Here is a 20,142-nt window from a genome sequence, read left to right as displayed (position 1 = left end):
TTATAACAACAAGGAATCATTATGTTTGCTTATATCCTGCGCCGCTTGTGGCAGATGCTGCCCACCATGCTGGGCGTCGTCCTGCTGGTCTTCATCCTGTTCAATTGGGTGGGCGGCGATCCCGCCTACATTCTGGCCGGCAAGATGTCCAGTGCGGAAAGCATCGCCAACATCCGCCGCCAGCTGGGCGTCGACCAGCCGTACTACGTGCAGCTGTGGATCTTCATCAAGCAGATCGTCACGTTCGACTTCGGCCAGAGCTGGGCGACCGGCGAAACCGTGTCGCACATCATCACTTCGCGCCTGGGCCCGTCCATGATGGTGCTGATCCCATTGACGGTGCTGGAAACGTTTTTTGGCGTGGCGCTGGCGCTGGCCATCGCCTTCGTGCGCGGTTCGCTGACGGACCGCGCCGTCATGATCGCCTGCACGGTGGGCATGTCGATTTCCATCCTCGTCTACATCATCGTCTTCCAGTACGGCTTCGCCTACAAGCTGGGCCTGTTCCCCGTGCAGGGCTGGGGCGACAGTTTCTGGGAAAACCTGCTGCGCTATTCCACCTTGCCGATCCTGATCGGCCTGGCCGTGTCGATCGCGCCGACCCTGCGCCTGTTCCGTACCTTCGTGCTGGACGAGGCGAACCAGGATTACGTGCGCACGGCGCGCGCCAAGGGCTTGAAGGAAGGCCGCATCATGTGGGTCCACGTGCTGCGCAACGCCGCCATCCCCATCATCACCTATGTGATGTCGAACTTGCCGGCCCTGCTGATCGGCGCGTTCCTGCTCGAGCGCTTCTTTGGCATCCCCGGCATCGGGCGTGAAGTGATCCTGGCCGTCGAGCGCAGCGACTTTCCGGTGATCAAGGCGATCACCGTGTATGTGGCCGCCGCCACCATGCTCTTCAACCTGCTCACCGACCTGCTGTACCAGGCGGTCGATCCTCGCGTACAACTGAAGTAGAAAGAGACGATGTCGAAACCTCATACATCGCCCGGCCTGTGGGCCCTGGCGTGGCGCCGTTTGCGCGGCGACAAGATTGCAATGGTATCGCTGGCCGTGGTCGGCGCCTTTTTCCTGCTGGTGCTGGCCTCCGCCAGCGGCCTGGTGGCGGCAAACTGGGAAGACGAAGTGGCCGTCAGCTACGCCCCGCCCACCTTCGTCGGCGCCGACAAGGACGCGGCCGCGGCCGGCGACGGCGCCATTCCCCTGACGGACGAGCGCAGCGCGCCGACACCCGTCAACGTGCTCGACCCGCTGGCCGACGATATCGCCGAACTGCGCGCGCAGATGGGCAGTAATCCATCGGCCGGCGTCGAGATGTACGGCGTGACCGACCCGCTGGCCGACGACTTGACGGCCTTGCGCGCCGGCATGGGCAAGACGAAAAAGCTGATCGCGCACAAGGCGGCCACCTTGCCGTTCGGCGCCGACAAGTGGGGCCACGACATCTTGCAGAAAACCATCAAGGGTGGCGAGACGTCGATCGTCGTGGGCCTGGTGGCGGCCTTGCTGGCCGTCGTGCTGGGCACGCTCTTTGGCGCCGTATCCGGCTACTTCGGCGGCATCGTCGACGATTTCTTCAACTGGTTCTACAGCATCTTCACGTCGATTCCGTCGATCCTGATGATACTGACCGTGGCGGCGGTCTTGCAGCAAAAGGGCGTGCTGACCATCGTGCTGATCCTCGGGTTGACGGGCTGGACGGGGCCGTACCGCTTGATCCGCGCCGAATACATCAAGCACAAGGCGCGCGAATACGTGATGGCGGCCGACGCCATCGGCGCCTCGCACTGGCGCAAGATGTTTTCGCACATCTTCCCCAACGTCAGTCACGTGGCCTTGGTGCAAATGTCGATTCTGGTGGTGGGCTTCATCAAGGCGGAAGTGATCCTGAGTTTCCTCGGCTTTGGCGTGCCGGTGGGCACCGTCTCGTGGGGCAGCATGCTCAACGAGGCACAAAATGAACTGATCCTGGGCAAATGGTGGCAGTTGACGGCCGCCGCCACGGCGATGGCCGTGCTGGTGACGGCGTTCTCGCTGTTTACCGATGCCTTGCGCGATGCGCTCGACCCCAAAGTGAAATAGGAGTTGCTCATGGACCAGAATAACCTGTTGGAAGTGCGCGACCTGCGCGTCACCTTCCGCCTGGACAAGAAGACCACGTTCGAAGCCGTCAAGGGCATCTCGTTCAACGTGCCGCGCAACAGCACCGTCGCCCTGGTGGGCGAATCGGGCAGCGGCAAGTCCGTCAGCTCGCTGGCCGTGATGGGCTTGTTGCCGCCAGATCACACCATCATAGCCCCCGCTTCCAGCATCCTCTTCGGCGGGCGCGACCTGCTGCAACTGTCCATCGCCGAGCGCCGCACCATGTGCGGCAAGGATATCTCGATGATCTTCCAGGAGCCGATGTCGTCCTTGAATCCCGTCTTCACGGTCGGCTTCCAGATCGCCGAGGTGTTGCGCCAGCACATGGGCATGAACCGCAAGCAGGCGCGCGCGCGCACCCTGGCGCTGCTGGAAGAAGTGGGCATCCCCGACCCGGCCACCAAGATCGACGCCTACCCGAGCCAGATGTCGGGCGGCCAGCAGCAGCGCGTGATGATCGCCATGGCGATCGCCTGCGAGCCGAAACTCTTGATCGCCGACGAGCCGACGACGGCGCTGGACGTGACGATCCAGAAGCAGATCATGGACTTGATCGCGGCGCTGCAAAAGAAGCACCAGATGTCCGTGCTGTTCATTACCCATGACCTGGGCCTGGTGGGCGAGATCGCCGACCAGGTGATCGTCATGCGCCACGGCGAAGTGCGCGAGACGGGCGAGGTGCGCCAGGTATTCGAGGCGCCGCAAGACAGTTATACCAAGGCGCTGCTGCATTGCCGTCCGTCCCTGGACGAGCGTCCATGGCGCCTGCCCGTCATCGCTGATTATATGGACGGCAAGGCCGGCCCCGGCGTGGAAGTCAGACAGCGCACGCGCGGCTATACGCCGGGCGACGAGCCGGTGCTGGTGGTGAATAACCTGAGCAAGAGCTTTTATACGCGCGAGGGCCTGTTCGGCAAGCGCGAATTCCAGGCCGTCAAGGACGTGTCGTTTACTTTGCCACGCGGAAAAACACTGGGTGTGGTGGGCGAATCCGGCTCCGGCAAGACGACGGTGGGCTTGACCCTGCTGCGCCTGCACCAGGCGACGGGCGGCACGGCCATGTTCCACGGCAAGGATTTGATCGCCATGCCGAACCGGGAGTATCTGCCGTATAAACGCCGCATCCAGATCATCTTCCAGAATCCGTATGCCTCGCTCAACCCCCGTTTTACGGTGGGGCAGATTTTGCTGGAACCCATGCGCATCCACAAGATCGGCGCGACCGACCAGGAACGCATCGCCAAGGCTTACTGGCTGCTGGACAAGGTGGGTCTGCCGGAACAGGCGTTCCACCGCTATCCGCACGAGTTTTCTGGCGGTCAACGCCAGCGCATCGCGATCGCCCGCTGCCTGACCATGCAGCCGGAAATCCTCGTCTGCGACGAATCCGTGTCGGCGCTGGACGTGTCGGTGCAGGCGCAGGTGCTCAATCTGCTGCAGGACTTGCAGGATGAATTCGGCTTGTCCTACATCTTCATTTCGCACGATCTGTCGGTAGTGAAATACATCGCCGACCAGGTGATGGTGATGCACAAGGGGCAAGTGGTGGAACTGGCCGATTCGGATGAGCTGTACCGCAATCCCGTGCATCCGTACACGCGCACCTTGCTTGGCGCCATACCGAAGGGCGTGCAAATCTAAACACGCTTTTACGGTAAGATAGCGGACATGCCCAACCTCATTTATCTGCTCGAACATTACGGTGTCCTGATTGTCTTTGGCATCGTGCTGGTGGAGCAGCTCGGCTTGCCGATTCCCGCCTTTCCCATCCTCGTGGTGGCGGGGGCGCTGGCCGTCGATGGCGACATGAATGGAGGGCTGGTGCTGGCCGCCGCGCTGGGCGCTTGCCTGATCAGCGACTTCACGTGGTTCCGCGCGGGCCGGCATTTCGGCAAGCGCATCCTGCGGCTGTTGTGCCGCATCTCGCTGTCGCCCGACTACTGCGTCAGCCAGACGGAAGACAAATTCAAGCGCTGGGGCCCGAAAGCCCTCGTCGTTTCCAAGTTCGTGCCAGGATTCAATACCGTGGCCGCGCCCATGTCGGGCGCGCTGGGCACGCCGCCGGGCCTGTTCTTCCTGTACGCGGGCCTGGGCGCCTTGCTGTGGAGCGGCACGGGCATCGTCGTCGGCGTAATTTTCCATGCCAGCGTGCAGCAGGTGCTCGACTTGCTCAGCACCATGGGCAGCACGGCCTTGCTGATGCTGGCGACCTTGCTGGGATTGTTCCTGCTGTACAAATTCCTCGAACGCCGGCGTTTCCGCCAGGCCTTGCAGATCGAGCGCATCGGCATCGATGAATTGCTTGAACTCATAGAGCAGGGCGAAGAGCCGCTGATGGTCGACGCCCGCAGCGCCACGGCGCAGTCTTTGGCCCCGGCCGTGCCGGGCGCCTTGTTCTTCAATGGCAAGGAACCGGTGCCCGCCATGATCGCCATGGACAAGGACCGCCACATCATCGTGTATTGCAGCTGTCCCAACGACGTGACGGCCGCGCAAGTGGCCAAGCTGCTGCACCAGCACGGCTTTCACCGGGCCAAGCCCCTGCATGGCGGCCTCGACGCGTGGAATGCCGCCTACCGCTCGGACCAGCCGGCGCCCGCCAGCCTGCTGGGCGAAGGCTTGCCCTCCTGATCCCGCCGCCTCCGGCACGCCAGGCTGGCAGTAAAAAACCGCCTTGAAAACCGGTAGTAATAATACGAAAACAGCATCGCCGGTTTGTCGCGACGGCAGCGCCACAGCCGTGCCGCCGCGTACCGGGCGGCTTTGCGCAAACTCCGGCATACTCTGCTTTCAAGGTGATTCCTGCTGCTGTGCAGCATGCTTTTGCCGCTTCTGATGAGTGCGAGTGCTTACTATAAATCATTGTTTTTGAGCAATTTTGGCGCCGCCTGTTGCATTTGGAGTGGAACTACCAATAAAGGCTTGTTTTGGTGTACTTAAACTACAAACTTCGCTTGCCTCCGGGCGCATTCATCCTTTAAGCTTGGCGTCCCATGCGTCCCACTTCATCATTTAAAATCATGAGCGCTTCGTCTTCTCCCGTACTGCCGACTTCCGCCTTCGCCGATGGACCGCGCCTGCTGGCCGACGTGGGTGGCACCAATGCCCGTTTCGCCCTGGAAGTGGCCGCCGGCCACATCACCCTGGTGGAAGTGTTGCCCTGTGCCGATTACCCGAGCCTGTCCGCCGCCCTGCAAGCCTACCTGGCCTTGCCGCACATCGCCGCCGCCGGCGGGCAAGCCGTGCGCCATGCCATGATCGCCATCGCCAATCCCGTCGATGGCGATTTCCTCAGCATGACGAATCACCACTGGTCGTTCTCGATCCGCGCCATGCGCGAAGAGTGCGGCTTCACGACGCTGGACGTGGTCAACGACTTCACGGCCCTGGCGCGCGCCTTGCCGCTGCTGTCGAGCGAACAGAAGCACCAGGTGGGGGCGGGCACGGCCCGTCCGAACACGGCCATCGGCCTGATCGGCGCCGGCACGGGCCTGGGCGTGTCGGGCCTGATTCCGTCGCACGGCGGCTGGATCGCCCTGCAAAGCGAAGGCGGCCACGTCAGTTTTGCGCCGTTCAATGAAGTGGAAGTGAGCATTTTGCAATTTGCCTGGCGCGAATACGAACATGTCTCGGCCGAACGCCTGATTTCCGGCGATGGCCTGGAACTGATCTACCGCGCGCTGGCCGACCGCGCCGGCGTGCCGGCGGAAGCCTTGCCGGCGGCGGAAATCACGCGCCGCGCGCTGGCTGGCGAATCCCAACTGTGCGACGACGTCATCGAAGCGTTCTGCTGCATGCTGGGCACCGTGGCGGGCAACGTCGCCGTCACCCTGGGCGCGCTGGGCGGCATCTATATCGGCGGCGGCATCGTGCCACGCCTGGGCGCGCGTTTCGACCGCTCCGGTTTCCGCGCCCGCTTCGAGCGCAAGGGCCGCTTCGCCAATTATGTCTCGCAAGTGCCGACCTTCGTCATCACGGCGCAGTACCCAGCGTTCCTGGGCGCATCGGCCATTCTCTCGGAGAAACTCGCCTCCCTGTGACGCGGGGAGCGGGCGATATGTCGCGCCAGGGCCGGGTAAAACGCGTGTTTTGCCCGGTTTTGCGCTTTTCCGCTTTTTATCAGGTACAATTGGCATCGTTGGATGAAACGACGACTGTCGCTCACCTGTCTGGCTGGTCCGCCGCCACGGGAACAGCAGCTGCTCCGGAGATCGTTTCATTGCTGGTTATTTAAGGCCAGCACCATGGATCGCAGAACTTTCACTGCATCCGCATCAGTCCCGCTTTGCGCGCATCGGCCAAGGCGTCGGAAAACAGCCTCAACTTGTAACCCCAGCACGGCGTCGTCATCGATGTCTGCCACCCGTTACGTTGAAATGAACGTTTTTGATTTCTTTCTCTGCATACGAATTGCAACACACATCCGCACAGAATTGCTATGAATACAATTGAGGCTAAAAAAGTCCTCGAAACCGCGTTGCTGTGCGCTCGTGAACCGCTGACGATCCACAGCCTGAAAAAGCTGTTCGTCGATGCGGACGAGAGCGGTCGCGTGCGCGGCGTCGGCGTCGGCGCCGACACGATCAAGCAATTGCTGGAAGAGTTGCGGCAAGAGTGGGAAGGGCGGGGCATCGAGATCGTCAGCCTGGCCTCGGGCTGGCGCTTTCAAAGCCGCCCGGAAATGAAGATGTATCTGGACCGTTTGACGCCCGAGCGGCCGCCCAAGTATTCGCGGGCGACCCTGGAAACGCTGGCCATCATCGCCTACCGCCAGCCGGTGACGCGCGGCGATATCGAGGAAATTCGCGGCGTTGCCGTCAATTCGCAGACGATCAAGATGCTGGAAGACCGTGGCTGGGTTGATGCCATCGGCTACCGCGACGTGGTGGGACGGCCGGCCTTGCTGGCCACCACCAAGCAGTTTTTGGATGACCTGGGTTTGCATTCGCTGTCCCAGCTGCCGCCTTTGCAGCAAATCAGCGAGATGCAGGGCAACGGGCTCGAAGCCCTGGAAGCGGCCCTGCAAGAAAATTTTGACAAGGCAAGCAATGAGCTTGTCCCCCAGCTTGGTGCAGGTAGCAATACGGCTGTGACAGATGTAGATGTGACAGCAAGCCTTGATGCCGGCCCCGATGCTTCGCCCACGGACGAAGCCTACACTCACGACCCTGCGCCAGAACTAACGGTTGACGCTGCGCCAGGTCAGCACAGCCAAGAAACGAAGAATGAATAATCCGAACACACCCGAGACAGTAACCGCCAGCGACGAAGCCATCGTTGCCAAGCCCAAGCGCCGCACCAAGGCCCAGATCGAAGCCGATGCGGCCGCTGCCGCCGCTGCCGGCGACAGCGTCGCCGCCAAGCCGAAACGCCGCGCGAAAGCCGACGTGGCCGCCGACTCAGTTGCTGAGTCCACCGTCACCGCCGCTGCTGAAACTGAGGCGGCGCCTGTCGCCAAGAAAACCCGTGCCAAGCCGGCCCTGAAGGCCGTCGCCGATGCCGCCGAAGCTGCCGCCGAGGCGGTTGCCGCCCCGGCGCCGCGTCCGCCGCGTGCCCGCGCCGCCGCCAAGGCCGCTGCCGCCGTCGCTGAAACGGCGCCGGAAGCGGCCGCCGACAAGCCGGCCGAAGCGCGTGCTACCCGCGGTCCGCGCCAGATGCGCGGCGTGCAGGCGGAACGCGCGCTGCGCCAGCCGCCGCGCGCCGAAGCGCCGCAGGCTGCTGAAGCCGCATCCGCCACCGTTGCCGCAGAGCCAGTCGCCGACGTGTTCGATGCCGAAGGCAATCTCGTGTCCGCCCCGCGTGCACCGCGCGGTCCGCGCAACGACGTGCCGGGCGCCGGCAAGAATGCCGGCAAGAGCCGCAAGAAGGGCAAGGGCCGCCAGGCTGCGCCAGGCAAGGTCAGCGACGCTGACGCCGTCTTCTCGTTCGTCACCTCCGACGCGTTCGACAGCGAAGATGGCGGCACGGGCCGCGTACAGAAAGCCGTCGTGCGCCGCGACCTGACGTCCGACGACGATGCGCCGAAGCTGCACAAGGTGCTGGCCGAGGCCGGTCTCGGTTCGCGCCGCGACATGGAAGACCTGATCATTTCGGGCCGCGTGTCCGTGAATGGCGAGCCGGCCCACATCGGCCAGCGCATCCTGCCGACCGACCACGTGCGCATCAATGGCAAGCTGATCCAGCGCCGCGTCAGCAAGAAGCCGCCACGCGTCCTGGTCTACCACAAGCCGGCCGGCGAAATCGTCAGCCATAACGACCCGGACGGCCGTCCCTCCGTGTTCGACCGCCTGCCCACCATGAAGGCGGGCAAGTGGCTGGCCGTTGGCCGCCTCGACTTCAATACGGAAGGCCTGCTGCTGTTTACCACCTCCGGTGACCTGGCCAACCGTTTGATGCACCCGCGCTACGGCATCGACCGCGAGTACGCCGTGCGTACCCTGGGCGAGCTGGAAGAGGGCATGCGCCAGAAGCTGCTGGCCGGCGTCGAGCTGGAGGACGGCATGGCGCAGTTCTCGAAGATCGCCGATGGCGGCGGCGAAGGCATCAACAAATGGTACCGCGTGGTCATCGGCGAAGGCCGTAACCGCGAAGTGCGCCGCATGTTCGAGGCCATCGGCCTGACCGTCTCGCGCCTGATCCGTACCCGCTACGGCGCCATGACCCTGCCGAGCGGCCTGAAACGCGGCCGCTGGGAAGAAATGGATGAAAACACCGTGCGCGACCTGCTGGCCGCCTACGGCATCGAAAAGAAAATGCCGCCATCGGGCGATCCACGCGCCGCCGGCGCCGCCAAGGGCCGCGAAGCGCGCAAGGCGAACCGCGATGACGAGCCGAATGGCAACCGCATCGACGTGAGCAACCGCAACGCCGATCCGTTCCCGGTCGCGCCGCGCCGTGGCCAGCTTGCCCGTCCGCAAGGCCAGGGGCGCCCGGGCGGCGCCGGCCGGCCAGGCGAAGCGCGCGGCCCCGGCCGTGGCCAGCCGCAAGGTCCGTTCCAGGGCGGCCAGCCACGTTCGTCGGCATCGTTTGATGGTGCGCCGCAGGGTCAGGGGCGTGCGCGTGGCGCCGGCCAGGGGCGTCCGGGCGGCGAAGGCCGCGCGCAGCAGCGCGGTCCGCGCCAGCCCGATCCGCTGCAAACGGCATTCGGCTTCGCCAACACGGGGCCGCGCCGCAATGCGGGCGGCGCCGGTGGTCAGGCGCGCTCGGGTGGTCAGCCGCGTGGCGGCATGGATGGCATGCCGCGCCGCCGCGGCAAAGGTTGATTTCAGGGGATTTCTTCTTGCGCGCCCGATAATCCGCCGCGGGCGCGCGCTCTTGTAACTGTTGTAAGCCGTGCTGCTCCTCGTGTGCGGCATTGCGGCGAAGTTAATAAGAGGTTATAATCTGCAGCCTAATAAAAGTTCTCCGCAGGGTTGTTTGGTGGGGAGTGCTTTCATCTGGTTGGGGAAATACAAGAAGATGGGCAGATGCCCATTTTTTTTTTGTTGAACCGTTTGTAATGGCGCCAACAAGAGGCCATATATATGACTTGCGCGTGTTTTTGCGTGTTGTAGGCGCCCGATGCGGCGCCGGCATGCCGAAAACGGGCCTTATTTCTGGAGAATTTCTTGCAGCAGTTGGGATTAATTGAAAAGACGGTTACAGGTCTGGGCTATGAGCTCGTTGATGTCGAACGTGCCGAGCGCGGGCTGCTGCGCGTCTTTATTGATTTCAGCGCCGCCGATGCCGCTGAAAAAGGTCCGATCACGGTCGAAGACTGTGCCACGGTGAGTCACCAGTTGTCGCATGTGTTGACGGTAGAGAACGTTCCTTACGAGCGTCTCGAGATTTCTTCCCCGGGTCTGGATCGTCCGGTGCGCAAGCTGGAAGACTTCGTCCGTTTCGCAGGCCAGGAAATCATCGTCAAGCTGATGGTGGCGATGCCGGGTACGAACAACCGGAAATCGTTCCAGGGGATCTTGCAAGAACCCGTGGGCGATAAATTGTCGTTGGAATTTGAAGGTAAGGATGGTCCGGCGATGTTGGAGTTTACGCTCGCCGATGTGGATAAGGCACGCTTGGTGCCGCAGGTGGTTTTTAAGGGACGCAAAGCATGAGCCGCGAAGTTTTATTATTGGTTGACGCGCTGGCGCGCGAAAAAAACGTCGATAAAGATGTCGTCTTCGGCGCCCTCGAATTCGCGTTGGCGCAAGCCACGAAGAAACGGTATGAGGGTGAGGTAGACATCCGCGTTTCAATCGACCGCGAAACGGGCGAATTCGAATCGTTCCGCCGCTGGCACGTGGTGCCCGATGAAGCAGGCCTGCAATTGCCGGATCAGGAGATCCTGCATTTCGAGGCAAAAGAACAGATTCCCGATATCGAAGTCGATGACCACATCGAAGAACCGATCGAATCCGTCGAATTCGGCCGCCGTTTCGCCCAGGATACCAAACAGGTCGTCCTGCAGCGCGTGCGTGACGCCGAACGCGAACAGATCCTGGTCGACTTCCTGGAACGCGGCGATTCGCTCGTCACCGGCACCATCAAGCGCATGGAGCGCGGCGACGCCATCGTCGAATCGGGCAAGATCGAAGCGCGTCTGCCACGCGACCAGATGATCCCGAAAGAGAATCTGCGTATCGGCGACCGTGTGCGTGCCTACATCTTGCGCATCGACCGCAATATGCGCGGCCCGCAAGTGATTCTGTCGCGCACCGCGCCGGAATTCATCATGAAGCTGTTTGAGCTGGAAGTGCCGGAAATCGAGCAAGGCATGCTGGAAATCAAATCCGCAGCCCGCGATGCCGGCGTGCGCGCCAAGATCGCCGTCTACACGGCCGACAAGCGCATCGACCCGATCGGTACGTGCGTCGGCATGCGCGGTTCGCGCGTGCAGGCCGTCACCGGCGAACTCGGTGGCGAACGCGTCGACATCGTGCTGTGGTCGGAAGATCCGGCGCAGTTCGTCATCGGCGCCCTGGCGCCGGCGAACGTGTCGTCGATCATGGTCGATGAAGAAAAACACGCGATGGATGTCGTCGTGGACGAAGAAAACCTGGCAATCGCGATCGGCCGTTCCGGCCAGAACGTGCGCCTGGCCTCGGACCTGACCGGCTGGAAGATCAACATCATGACGGCCGAAGAATCGGCTGACAAAGCTGCCCAGGAAACGGCTGCCGTGCGCATCCTGTTCATGGAAAAGCTCGATGTCGACCAGGAAGTGGCCGATATTCTGGTGGAAGAAGGTTTCGCCAGTCTGGAAGAAATCGCTTACGTGCCAATTTCCGAAATGCTGGAAATCGAATCGTTTGACGAAGATACCGTCAATGAACTCCGTACCCGTGCGCGTGATGCGCTCGTGACCGAAGCGATTGCTTCGGAAGAGGGTCTGGAAGGCATGGACGAGGCGTTGGTCGGTCTGGAAGGCATGGACCGCATTACCGCCGGCAAGCTGGGTCTGGCTGGTATCAAGACCGTTGAAGCATTTGCAGCACTGGCATACGACGAATTTGGCGCAATCCTGGCCTTGTCTGCGGACCGTGCGCGTGAACTGATTACAAGTGAATTTAAAGATGTGACCGACGATGAGATGAAGTTGGTTGACTCGAAATACGACGATCGTGCCAAGGCGCTGCAAGCCAAGGCATGGAGTCTGGCCGAATCCGCAAAGGCTTAATTTGAGTATCTTTATCATCTCCGCGACACATAGAAAAGAGGACTGAATGGCGAGTAACAACGTAGCCCAATTTGCCACCGAACTGAAGATGCCTGCAGATTTGCTGCTGACGCAGCTGCGTTCTGCCGGCGTCGAGAAAAGTTCGACGTCAGATCCATTGTCGAAAGATGATAAGGACAAGCTTTTGGATCATCTGCGCCGCACACACGGCGCAGCGGCTGACACAGAAAAGAAAAAAATCACCGTGACCCGCAAGGAAACGACTGAAATCAAGCAAGCTGACGCCACCGGCAAATCGCGCACCATCCAGGTGGAAGTGCGCAAGAAACGCACTTTCGTCCAGCGTGACGAAGCTGCGCCGGTCGCAGCTGAACCGGTCGCGCCTGCCGCACCGGTGATCGATCCCGCCGACGTGGCGCGCCGTGAAGAAGAAGCCCGCAAACAGGCTGAACTGATCGCCCGCCAGGAAGCCGATCTGCGCGAAAAGCAAGAACGTCTGGCCAAGCTCGACGCGGAAAAAGAAGCCCAGGCGAAAGCCACGCAACAGGCTGAATTGGCTGCGAAGAAAGAAGCGGAAGCGGAAGCGAAGAAAGCGGCCGCCAAGGCTGCCGCCGCGCCTGCCGCCAGCGCCGCCGCGCCTGTCGTTGACGACGCCGCCGCCGAAGCGAAAAAAGTTGCCGCCGCTGAAGAAGCGAAGAAGAAAGCCGCCGCCGCCGCTGTTGCCGCCAAGGAAGCCGCTGACAAAGCGGAAGCCACCGAGCGCGCACGCAAGGCCGTTGCCGACGAAGTCGCCCAGATCAAGGCCATGATGAACGCGCCACGCCGCGCCATCAAGGCGCCTGAACCCGCACCGGTTCCGGTCAAGCCGAAGGCGCCGGAAGGCACCCTGCACAAGCCTGCTGACAAGAAACCTGGCGACAAGCCGGGCGACAAGAAGCCTGCTGTTGCAGACAAGAAATCCATCAAGTCGGCCAATGTGTCGTCCACCTGGTCCGATGACGCGAAAAAACGCGGCACCACCGGCGGTCCCAAGCCACGCGGCAACAGCGGTCCAGGCGGCCGTGACAGCTGGCGCGGTGGCGCGAAGGGCCGTCGCCCGGCGCACCAGGACGACCGTGAATCGAACTTCCAGGCGCCGACGGAAGCCGTCGTCAAGGACGTGCACGTACCTGAAACGATCACCGTGGCCGAACTGGCGCACAAGATGTCCGTCAAGGCATCCGAAGTCATCAAGCATTTGATGAAATTGGGCCAGATGTGCACGATCAACCAGGTGCTGGACCAGGAAACCGCCATGATTCTGGTGGAAGAAATGGGCCACAAGGCGTTCGCCGCCGAACTGGACGATCCGGAAGCCTTGCTGGCCGACGTGGGCGAACACGCGCACTTCGAAACCAAGCCGCGCGCGCCGGTGGTCACCGTCATGGGTCACGTCGACCACGGCAAGACCTCGTTGCTCGATTACATCCGTCGCGCCAAGGTTGCCTCCGGCGAAGCCGGTGGCATTACGCAGCATATCGGCGCTTACCACGTCGATACGCCACGCGGCATGATCACCTTCCTCGACACCCCGGGCCACGAAGCGTTTACCGCGATGCGTGCCCGTGGCGCCAAGGCAACCGACATCGTCATTCTGGTGGTTGCCGCCGACGATGGCGTGATGCCGCAAACGAAAGAAGCGATTGCCCATGCGAAAGCAGCCGGCGTACCGCTGGTGGTGGCGATCAACAAGGTCGACAAACCAGGTGGCAACGTCGACCGCGTGACGCAGGAACTGGTCGCCGAACAAGTCGTGCCGGAAGAATACGGTGGCGAATCGCCATTCGTGCCGGTCTCGGCCAAAACGGGTCAGGGTATCGACGACCTGCTGGAACAAGTGCTGTTGCAAGCCGAAGTGCTGGAACTGACGGCACCGGTGGAAGCGCCTGCGCGCGGCCTGGTAGTCGAGGCGCGTCTGGACAAGGGCCGTGGTCCTGTCGCGACGATCCTGGTGCAGTCCGGTACCTTGCGCCGCGGCGACGTGATTTTGGCGGGCTCTTCGTATGGCCGCGTGCGCGCCATGCTCGATGAGAACGGCAAGGCGATCGCTGAGGCCGGTCCTTCGATTCCGGTCGAAATCCAGGGTCTGACGGAAGTGCCGGTGGCGGGTGAAGAAGTCGTCGTCATGGCGGACGAACGCAAGGCGCGTGAAATCGGTCTGTTCCGTCAAGGTAAGTTCCGCGACGTGAAACTGGCGAAACAGCAAGCCGCGAAACTGGAAAACATGTTCGACCAGATGGCCGAAGGCGAAGTGAAAAACTTGCCATTGATCATCAAAACCGACGTGCAAGGTTCGCAGGAAGCGCTGGTTGGCTCGCTGCAGAAACTGTCGACCTCGGAAGTGCGCGTACAAGTGGTACACGCCGCCGTCGGCGGCATCACGGAATCGGACGTCAACCTGGCGGTCGCCTCGAAAGCGGTCATCATCGGCTTCAACGCCCGTGCTGACGCCCAGGCACGCAAGCTGGCCGAGTCGAATGGCGTGGACATTCGCTACTACAACATCATTTACGATGCGATCGACGAGATCAAATCGGCGTTGTCGGGCATGTTGGCGCCAGAGAAACGCGAAACCGTCATCGGCCAGGTCGAGATCCGCCAGGTTATCCTGGTCTCGAAAGTGGGCGCGATTGCCGGTTGCCTGGTCACCGATGGCGTGGTCAAGCGTGCTTCCTCCGTCCGCCTGTTGCGCAACAACATCGTGGTGTGGAGCGGCGAGATCGACTCCCTGAAACGCTTCAAGGACGATGCGAAAGAAGTTCGCGCCGGTCTGGAGTGCGGCCTGTCGCTGAAGAACTACAACGACATTCAGGTTGGCGACACGCTGGAAGTATTCGAAGTCCAGGAAATCGCTCGTACCCTGTAATCACAGCAGCAATGGCGCGGACATAGTGATGTCCGCGCAAACACGTGGGGCGCATTGGTCAACGGGCAACCGTTTGACCCATGCGCCCTGCGGCACTTAGGACAGCATAAAATCATGGCTAAACATAGCAAAACCATGCCAGCGCGCGGCTTGCGCGTGGCCGACCAGATCCAGCGCGATCTGGCTGAAATCATCGCCTACGAACTCAAGGACCCGCGCGTCGGCACGATGATCACCATCACCGAAGTGCAGATCACCCCCGACTATGCGCATGCCAAGGTGTTTTTCACGATGTTGAAAGACAGCAAGGAAGCCATCAAGAACACCACCGAAGGCCTGATGGCCGCGGCCGGCTTCATCCGTGGCTTGCTGGGCAAGCGCCTGCACATCCACACCCTGCCGATGCTGCATTTCGTGCATGACAGCTCGACGTCGCGCGGCATGGAAATGTCCTTGCTGATCGACAAGGCCAACGCCACGCGCGCGGCCGACGCCGAGCCGGACGCGAAACCCGAGACGGACGAGCAATAACAGTGGCGGGTCCGAAGAAACCACCGGGCATCAAGCGGGTGCGCGACCTGGTCGATGGCGTCTTGCTGTTGGATAAGCCTGTCGGCTGGTCCAGCAACGACGCCCTGATCAAGGCCAAGCGCGTGCTGAACGCGAAAAAAGCGGGGCATACGGGCACCCTGGATCCGTTCGCCACGGGCTTGCTGCCGCTGTGCTTTGGCGAGGCGACGAAGTTCTCGCAGGATTTGCTGGAAGCCGACAAGACCTACGAAACCGTGGTGCACCTGGGGCAGACGACGGATACGGGCGATACCGAGGGCGACGTGCTGGAAACGCGCGACGTCAACGTCACGCAAGAGCAGATCGAAGCCGTGCTGGCGCGCTTCCGCGGGCCCATCCTGCAGACGCCGCCCATGTACTCGGCCTTGAAAAGAGACGGCAAGCCCCTATATGAGTATGCAAGGGCAGGCATCACCCTGGAGCGCGAAGCGCGTCCGGTGACCATCCACAAGCTCGAGTTCCTCGGCTATGCAGCCCCGTTCCTGACATTGTCGGTGATGTGCAGCAAGGGCACGTATATCCGCGTGCTGGGCGAAGATATCGGCCGCGCCTTGGGCTGCGGCGCGCATCTGAACGCCTTGCGCCGTACGCAGGTTGGCAACCTGACCCTCGATGGCGTCGTCACCCTGGATGCGCTGACGGCGCATGCTGAGCCCTTGAGCTTGCTGGCCCCCGTCGATGCATTATTGTCGAGTTTCCCCGCCGTCCAGCTGACGGAAGAATTGGCCAAGCGTTTCCTGCATGGTCAGCGCATCGCGCTGGGCAAGGAAGACGTCGCCGTGCCAGCCGAACCGGGCAGGGTGCGCGTGTATCACGACAGCAAATTGCTGGGCACGGGCCAGTTGCAGGAATACAGCATCCTGGCTCCCGAGCGGCTCATTGCCACGGCGCATCAATAAGTCACAGCAACGTCACATTACCCAGCGACACTCGTTAAACAGTGTCGCTTTTTTAAACAAACCGTCCCCGACTGTGGGAGCCGCCAGCATTTTTAGATAGCGTTGCAACGCAACATGCTATACTACGCGGTTCCGGAAATAGATTAGCATTCGGGTATCTCGTACACCTTGTACGCACTCCGCAGTTTTTCAGTAACTACTACGACCATGTCAAATACAAAACGCGCAATTCGTAATATCGCCATTATCGCCCACGTTGACCACGGCAAAACCACGCTGGTGGATCAGCTGCTGCGCCAGTCCGGCACCTTCCGTGAAAACCAAGCGGTCGACACCCGAGTCATGGACTCGAACGACCTGGAAAAGGAGCGCGGCATTACGATTCTGTCGAAGAACTGCGCTGTTGAGTACGAAGGCACCCACATCAACATCGTCGACACCCCAGGCCACGCCGACTTCGGCGGCGAAGTGGAACGTGTCCTGTCGATGGTCGATTCGGTTCTGCTGCTGATCGATGCACAGGAAGGCCCGATGCCGCAAACCCGTTTCGTCACGCGCAAGGCGCTGGCACTGGGTCTGAAGCCTATCGTTATCGTCAACAAGATCGACCGTCCAGGCGCACGTCCGGACTGGGCCATCAACCAGACGTTCGAACTGTTCGACAAGCTGGGCGCGACCGACGAACAACTGGATTTCCCCATCGTTTACGCTTCGGGCCTGAACGGCTATGCCGGCCTGACCGAAGACGTGCGCGGCGGCGACATGAAGCCGATGTTCGACGCCATCCTGGAACACGTGCCAGTACGTGACGACAATCCGGAAGGCCCGCTGCAAATGCAGATCACCTCGCTGGACTACTCGTCGTATGTCGGCAAGATCGGCATTGGCCGCGTCAACCGCGGTACCGTCAAAGTCGGTCAAGACGTGCTGGTCATCAATGGCCCAGGCGCGACCCCGATCAAGGGCCGCATCAACCAGGTGCTGAACTTCAAGGGCCTGGAGCGCGTGCTGGTGGACGAAGCCGTCGCCGGCGACATCTGCCTGATCAACGGTATCGACGAAATCGGCATCGGTTCGACCCTGTGCGCCGTGGACACCCCGGAAGCGCTGCCGATGCTGACCGTCGACGAGCCGACCCTGACCATGAACTTCATGGTCAACAACTCGCCGCTGGCTGGCCGCGAAGGCAAGTTCGTGACCTCGCGTCAACTGCGTGACCGTCTGGAAAAAGAATTGAAAGCCAACGTCGCTCTGCGCGTGGCGCCAACCGACGACGACACGATCTTCGAAGTGTCGGGCCGCGGCGAGCTGCACCTGACGATTCTGATCGAAAACATGCGCCGCGAAGGCTTCGAGCTGGCCGTATCGCGTCCGCGCGTGGTCTTCAAGATGGTCGATGGCGTGCGCCACGAGCCGTTTGAAAACCTGTCGGTCGACGTGGAAGAAGCCAACCAGGGCGGCGTCATGGAAGAACTGGGCCGTCGTCGCGGCGACCTGCAAAACATGGAATCGGATGGCAAGGGCCGCGTGCGTCTCGAGTACCTGATCCCGGCGCGTGGCCTGATCGGCTTCCAGGGCGAATTCATGACCCTGACCCGCGGCACCGGCCTGATGAGCCACGTATTCCATGAATACGCGCCAGTCGACAACACCCGTGGCGAAATGGCTGGCCGTCGCAACGGCGTGCTGATCTCGCAAGACGACGGCGCCGCTGTTGCCTACGCTATCTGGAAACTGCAAGACCGCGGCCGCATGTTCGTGTCGCACAATGACCCGGTCTACGAAGGCATGATCATCGGCATCCACTCGCGCGACAACGACCTGGTCGTCAACCCGATCAAGGGCAAGCAGCTGACCAACGTGCGTTCGTCGGGTACCGACGAAGCGGTGCGCCTGGTGCCGCCTATCCAGATGTCGCTGGAATACGCGGTCGAGTTCATCGAGGACGACGAACTGGTGGAAATCACGCCGAAGTCGATCCGTCTGCGCAAGCGCTTCCTGAAAGAGCACGAGCGTAAAAAAGCGTCGCGCGATTCGTAATCTGTTGTTGTAGAGCATGGCCTGCGGGCCATGCGCTTCCGGCCCGCTGCGCCGCCTTTCCTTCACCGGTGAGGCGCGCAGCGGGTTTGTCATTTGCAGCTCCTGTTTTTGTAGACACCATGACTTCCTCTTCTTTGCCTTCCCGCCGCCTGTCCGTCGCCCCGATGATGGACTGGACCGACCGCCATTGCCGCAAGTTTCACCGCGAAATCACGCGCCACACCTGGCTCTACACCGAGATGGTGACGACGGGCGCGCTCGTGTACGGCGACGTGGAGCGCCACTTGCGCTTCAACGAGGAAGAGCATCCGGTGGCGCTGCAGCTGGGCGGCAGCGACCCGACGGACCTGGCCACCAGCGCGAGGCTGGGCCAGCAGTGGGGCTATGACGAGGTCAACCTGAACTGCGGCTGCCCTTCCGAGCGCGTGCAGAAGGGCGCGTTCGGCGCCTGCCTGATGGCCGAGCCGCAACTGGTGGCCGACTGCGTGAAAGCCATGCGCGACGTGGTCGATATCGACGTCACGGTGAAGCACCGCATCGGCATCGATGACAGCGAATCGTATGACTTCGTGCGCGATTTCGTCGGCACCGTGGCCGACGCCGGCTGCAAGACGTTTATCGTGCATGCGCGCAACGCCATCCTGAAAGGCCTGAGCCCGAAGGAAAACCGCGAAGTGCCGCCCCTGAAATACGATTATGCCTATCGCTTGAAACGCGACTTTCCCCAGTTCGAGTTCATCATCAATGGCGGCATCAAGACCCTGGACGAGATCGATCTGCACCTGCAGCACCTGGACGGCGTGATGCTGGGCCGCGAGGCGTATCACAACCCTTATGTGATGGCGCAGTTCGACCAGCGCTACTATGGCGACGACGCTCCCGTCAAAACGCGCGAACAGGTGCTCGAAGCGATGATTCCCTATATCAGCGCGCAGCTGGAGAAGGAAGCGGGGCGCTTGAAACTGAACAGCGTCACGCGCCACATGCTGGGCTTGATGCAAAACCTGCCCGGCGCGCGCGGCTTCCGCCAGACTTTGTCCGATTCGAAGAAGCTGGCGTCGGGCGACCCGCGCCTGCTGCTGGAAGCGGCGGCGCGCCTGTCGCTGCCCGCGTAATGGAAGACTTCCACGGCCTTGCGCGCCAGCTTGACGGCTACCTGCAAGCCGTCAGCGCGCTCAAGGATGACGGCAGCCTCTTCGCATGCACCTATCTTGGGGCGCTGGCGCCGCAGGCGTCCTTCGGCACCCTGTGCCGCGCGCTGCAGCTGGCGCCGGACGATGTGCGCCTGCAGCCGATCGGGACGGTCGCGTGCAGCGGCGTCCTGTGCACGCCGCGCCAGTGGCTGCTCGAGCGCTTGAATCCGATGAGCGAGGCGGACCGCCAGCCGCTCGACGCGCGCCTGTTCGACGGTTTCGAGCGCGAGCTGGCCGAGTTGCTGGGCGGCGAACCCCGCTGGTATCAACTGGTATCGTCTGGTCAGCGCAGCCTGGCTGGACAATTGGGCGCCATCTGGAGCGTCTTTGTCTTTGGCACAGAGCGTCACGCCTATGTGCTGCATTGCAGCTGGGACCGCTGATTCAACTTGTCTATACCGCCGCCCCTGCGTAGTGGTATTGCCCGCCTTGCCCCTTCCTTTGCCAGCCCCTGAAAAACGATGTCATATGACTATGCCATGTGTTGTAAATGCGCTGTTTCGGCGCACGCCCGCACTGCCATGGGGCATTTCTAAGAGGCAAGAATCGGCGTTGTTGTCATTTCCCCGAAGAAAGTTAATCAGCCATTTATTCAGGTACTTATTGCTTGCTTTGAGGCAAAATTTACACCTATAATTGATTATAGACAAATATTTCTCATATGAATGTTTGATGTTGATCTCACATCAACGGTGTCAAACTTTCAGTATGTGGAACAAATTTGCATTCGCA

General features: G+C 61.6%; 16 protein-coding genes. All 16 read left to right on the top strand.

Annotated features, from left to right (window positions below; translation table 11 throughout):
* The first annotated feature begins 21 nt into the window (after positions 1 to 21).
* The 16 genes from J0O65_RS02275 to J0O65_RS02200 all read left to right on the top strand — a co-directional run bounded on the left by J0O65_RS02275 (position 22) and on the right by J0O65_RS02200 (position 19,793).
* A complete protein-coding gene (locus J0O65_RS02275; RefSeq protein ID WP_131374152.1) occupies positions 22 to 960 on the top strand; it encodes an ABC transporter permease in 939 nt (312 codons plus the stop codon).
* 9 nt (positions 961 to 969) lie between these two features.
* Entirely contained in the window at positions 970 to 2,085 is a 1,116-nt protein-coding gene (locus tag J0O65_RS02270) for an ABC transporter permease (protein WP_215403726.1), read from the top strand.
* A 9-nt stretch (positions 2,086 to 2,094) separates the two neighbouring features.
* Positions 2,095 to 3,786, top strand: a complete 1,692-nt coding sequence (locus tag J0O65_RS02265) for an ABC transporter ATP-binding protein (RefSeq protein WP_215403724.1) — start codon at positions 2,095 to 2,097, stop codon at positions 3,784 to 3,786.
* Positions 3,787 to 3,813: 27 nt separating this feature from the next.
* Positions 3,814 to 4,776, top strand: coding sequence for a VTT domain-containing protein (locus tag J0O65_RS02260; RefSeq protein ID WP_215403722.1), 963 nt, complete (start codon positions 3,814 to 3,816; stop codon positions 4,774 to 4,776).
* Positions 4,777 to 5,165: 389 nt separating this feature from the next.
* On the top strand, positions 5,166 to 6,185 hold the full coding sequence (locus tag J0O65_RS02255; RefSeq protein WP_215403720.1) for a glucokinase: 1,020 nt from the start codon (positions 5,166 to 5,168) through the stop codon (positions 6,183 to 6,185).
* Positions 6,186 to 6,202: 17 nt separating this feature from the next.
* Complete coding sequence (locus J0O65_RS02250; protein WP_215403718.1) at positions 6,203 to 6,379, top strand: hypothetical protein; 177 nt, start codon at positions 6,203 to 6,205, stop codon at positions 6,377 to 6,379.
* Positions 6,380 to 6,583: 204 nt separating this feature from the next.
* Positions 6,584 to 7,378: an SMC-Scp complex subunit ScpB gene (gene scpB / locus J0O65_RS02245; RefSeq protein ID WP_215403716.1), complete on the top strand. Its 795-nt coding sequence runs from the start codon at positions 6,584 to 6,586 to the stop codon at positions 7,376 to 7,378.
* Entirely contained in the window at positions 7,371 to 9,407 is a 2,037-nt protein-coding gene (gene rluB, locus J0O65_RS02240) for a 23S rRNA pseudouridine(2605) synthase RluB (protein WP_215403714.1), read from the top strand. The genes scpB and rluB overlap by 8 nt, the downstream gene beginning before the upstream one ends.
* A 345-nt stretch (positions 9,408 to 9,752) precedes the next feature.
* Positions 9,753 to 10,241 carry a ribosome maturation factor RimP gene (rimP, locus tag J0O65_RS02235; protein ID WP_035828693.1) on the top strand — a complete coding sequence of 163 codons (489 nt, stop codon included), beginning with the start codon at positions 9,753 to 9,755 and terminating at the stop codon, positions 10,239 to 10,241.
* Positions 10,238 to 11,803 (top strand): transcription termination factor NusA, encoded by a 1,566-nt coding sequence (gene nusA, locus J0O65_RS02230; protein ID WP_086144982.1) that lies wholly within the window; start codon positions 10,238 to 10,240, stop codon positions 11,801 to 11,803. The genes rimP and nusA overlap by 4 nt, the downstream gene beginning before the upstream one ends.
* Positions 11,804 to 11,849: 46 nt before the next feature.
* Complete coding sequence (infB, locus tag J0O65_RS02225; RefSeq protein WP_215403712.1) at positions 11,850 to 14,708, top strand: translation initiation factor IF-2; 2,859 nt, start codon at positions 11,850 to 11,852, stop codon at positions 14,706 to 14,708.
* A 114-nt stretch (positions 14,709 to 14,822) separates the two neighbouring features.
* A complete protein-coding gene (rbfA, locus tag J0O65_RS02220; protein WP_215403710.1) occupies positions 14,823 to 15,239 on the top strand; it encodes a 30S ribosome-binding factor RbfA in 417 nt (138 codons plus the stop codon).
* A 2-nt stretch (positions 15,240 to 15,241) separates the two neighbouring features.
* Entirely contained in the window at positions 15,242 to 16,177 is a 936-nt protein-coding gene (truB, locus tag J0O65_RS02215) for a tRNA pseudouridine(55) synthase TruB (RefSeq protein WP_215403708.1), read from the top strand.
* A gap of 207 nt (positions 16,178 to 16,384) precedes the next feature.
* The gene (gene typA / locus J0O65_RS02210; RefSeq protein ID WP_215403706.1) at positions 16,385 to 18,217 is read left to right on the top strand and encodes a translational GTPase TypA; all 1,833 of its coding nucleotides are present in this window, start codon (positions 16,385 to 16,387) and stop codon (positions 18,215 to 18,217) included.
* A gap of 119 nt (positions 18,218 to 18,336) precedes the next feature.
* Entirely contained in the window at positions 18,337 to 19,332 is a 996-nt protein-coding gene (gene dusA, locus J0O65_RS02205; protein ID WP_076569141.1) for a tRNA dihydrouridine(20/20a) synthase DusA, read from the top strand.
* Positions 19,332 to 19,793, top strand: a complete 462-nt coding sequence (locus J0O65_RS02200; RefSeq protein ID WP_215403704.1) for a hypothetical protein — start codon at positions 19,332 to 19,334, stop codon at positions 19,791 to 19,793. The genes dusA and J0O65_RS02200 overlap by 1 nt, the downstream gene beginning before the upstream one ends.
* Positions 19,794 to 20,142: the final 349 nt, after the last annotated feature.

Source organism: Janthinobacterium sp. JC611, assembly GCF_018682595.1.
GTDB lineage: Bacteria > Pseudomonadota > Gammaproteobacteria > Burkholderiales > Burkholderiaceae_D > Janthinobacterium.
This window is presented reverse-complemented; position numbering and strand designations above follow the sequence as displayed.

Bases quoted from the DNA above. Each gene is read 5' to 3' on its own strand.
- nusA (WP_086144982.1), top strand. From the start codon at position 10,238: ATGAGCCGCGAAGTTTTATTATTGGTTGACGCGCTGGCGCGCGAAAAA.
- J0O65_RS02200 (WP_215403704.1), top strand. From the start codon at position 19,332: ATGGAAGACTTCCACGGCCTTGCGCGCCAGCTTGACGGCTACCTGCAA.
- J0O65_RS02255 (WP_215403720.1), top strand. From the start codon at position 5,166: ATGAGCGCTTCGTCTTCTCCCGTACTGCCGACTTCCGCCTTCGCCGAT.
- J0O65_RS02265 (WP_215403724.1), top strand. From the start codon at position 2,095: ATGGACCAGAATAACCTGTTGGAAGTGCGCGACCTGCGCGTCACCTTC.
- infB (WP_215403712.1), top strand. From the start codon at position 11,850: ATGGCGAGTAACAACGTAGCCCAATTTGCCACCGAACTGAAGATGCCT.
- J0O65_RS02270 (WP_215403726.1), top strand. From the start codon at position 970: ATGTCGAAACCTCATACATCGCCCGGCCTGTGGGCCCTGGCGTGGCGC.
- rbfA (WP_215403710.1), top strand. From the start codon at position 14,823: ATGGCTAAACATAGCAAAACCATGCCAGCGCGCGGCTTGCGCGTGGCC.
- scpB (WP_215403716.1), top strand. From the start codon at position 6,584: ATGAATACAATTGAGGCTAAAAAAGTCCTCGAAACCGCGTTGCTGTGC.
- J0O65_RS02250 (WP_215403718.1), top strand. From the start codon at position 6,203: ATGTCGCGCCAGGGCCGGGTAAAACGCGTGTTTTGCCCGGTTTTGCGC.
- typA (WP_215403706.1), top strand. From the start codon at position 16,385: ATGTCAAATACAAAACGCGCAATTCGTAATATCGCCATTATCGCCCAC.
- dusA (WP_076569141.1), top strand. From the start codon at position 18,337: ATGACTTCCTCTTCTTTGCCTTCCCGCCGCCTGTCCGTCGCCCCGATG.
- rluB (WP_215403714.1), top strand. From the start codon at position 7,371: ATGAATAATCCGAACACACCCGAGACAGTAACCGCCAGCGACGAAGCC.
- J0O65_RS02275 (WP_131374152.1), top strand. From the start codon at position 22: ATGTTTGCTTATATCCTGCGCCGCTTGTGGCAGATGCTGCCCACCATG.
- J0O65_RS02260 (WP_215403722.1), top strand. From the start codon at position 3,814: ATGCCCAACCTCATTTATCTGCTCGAACATTACGGTGTCCTGATTGTC.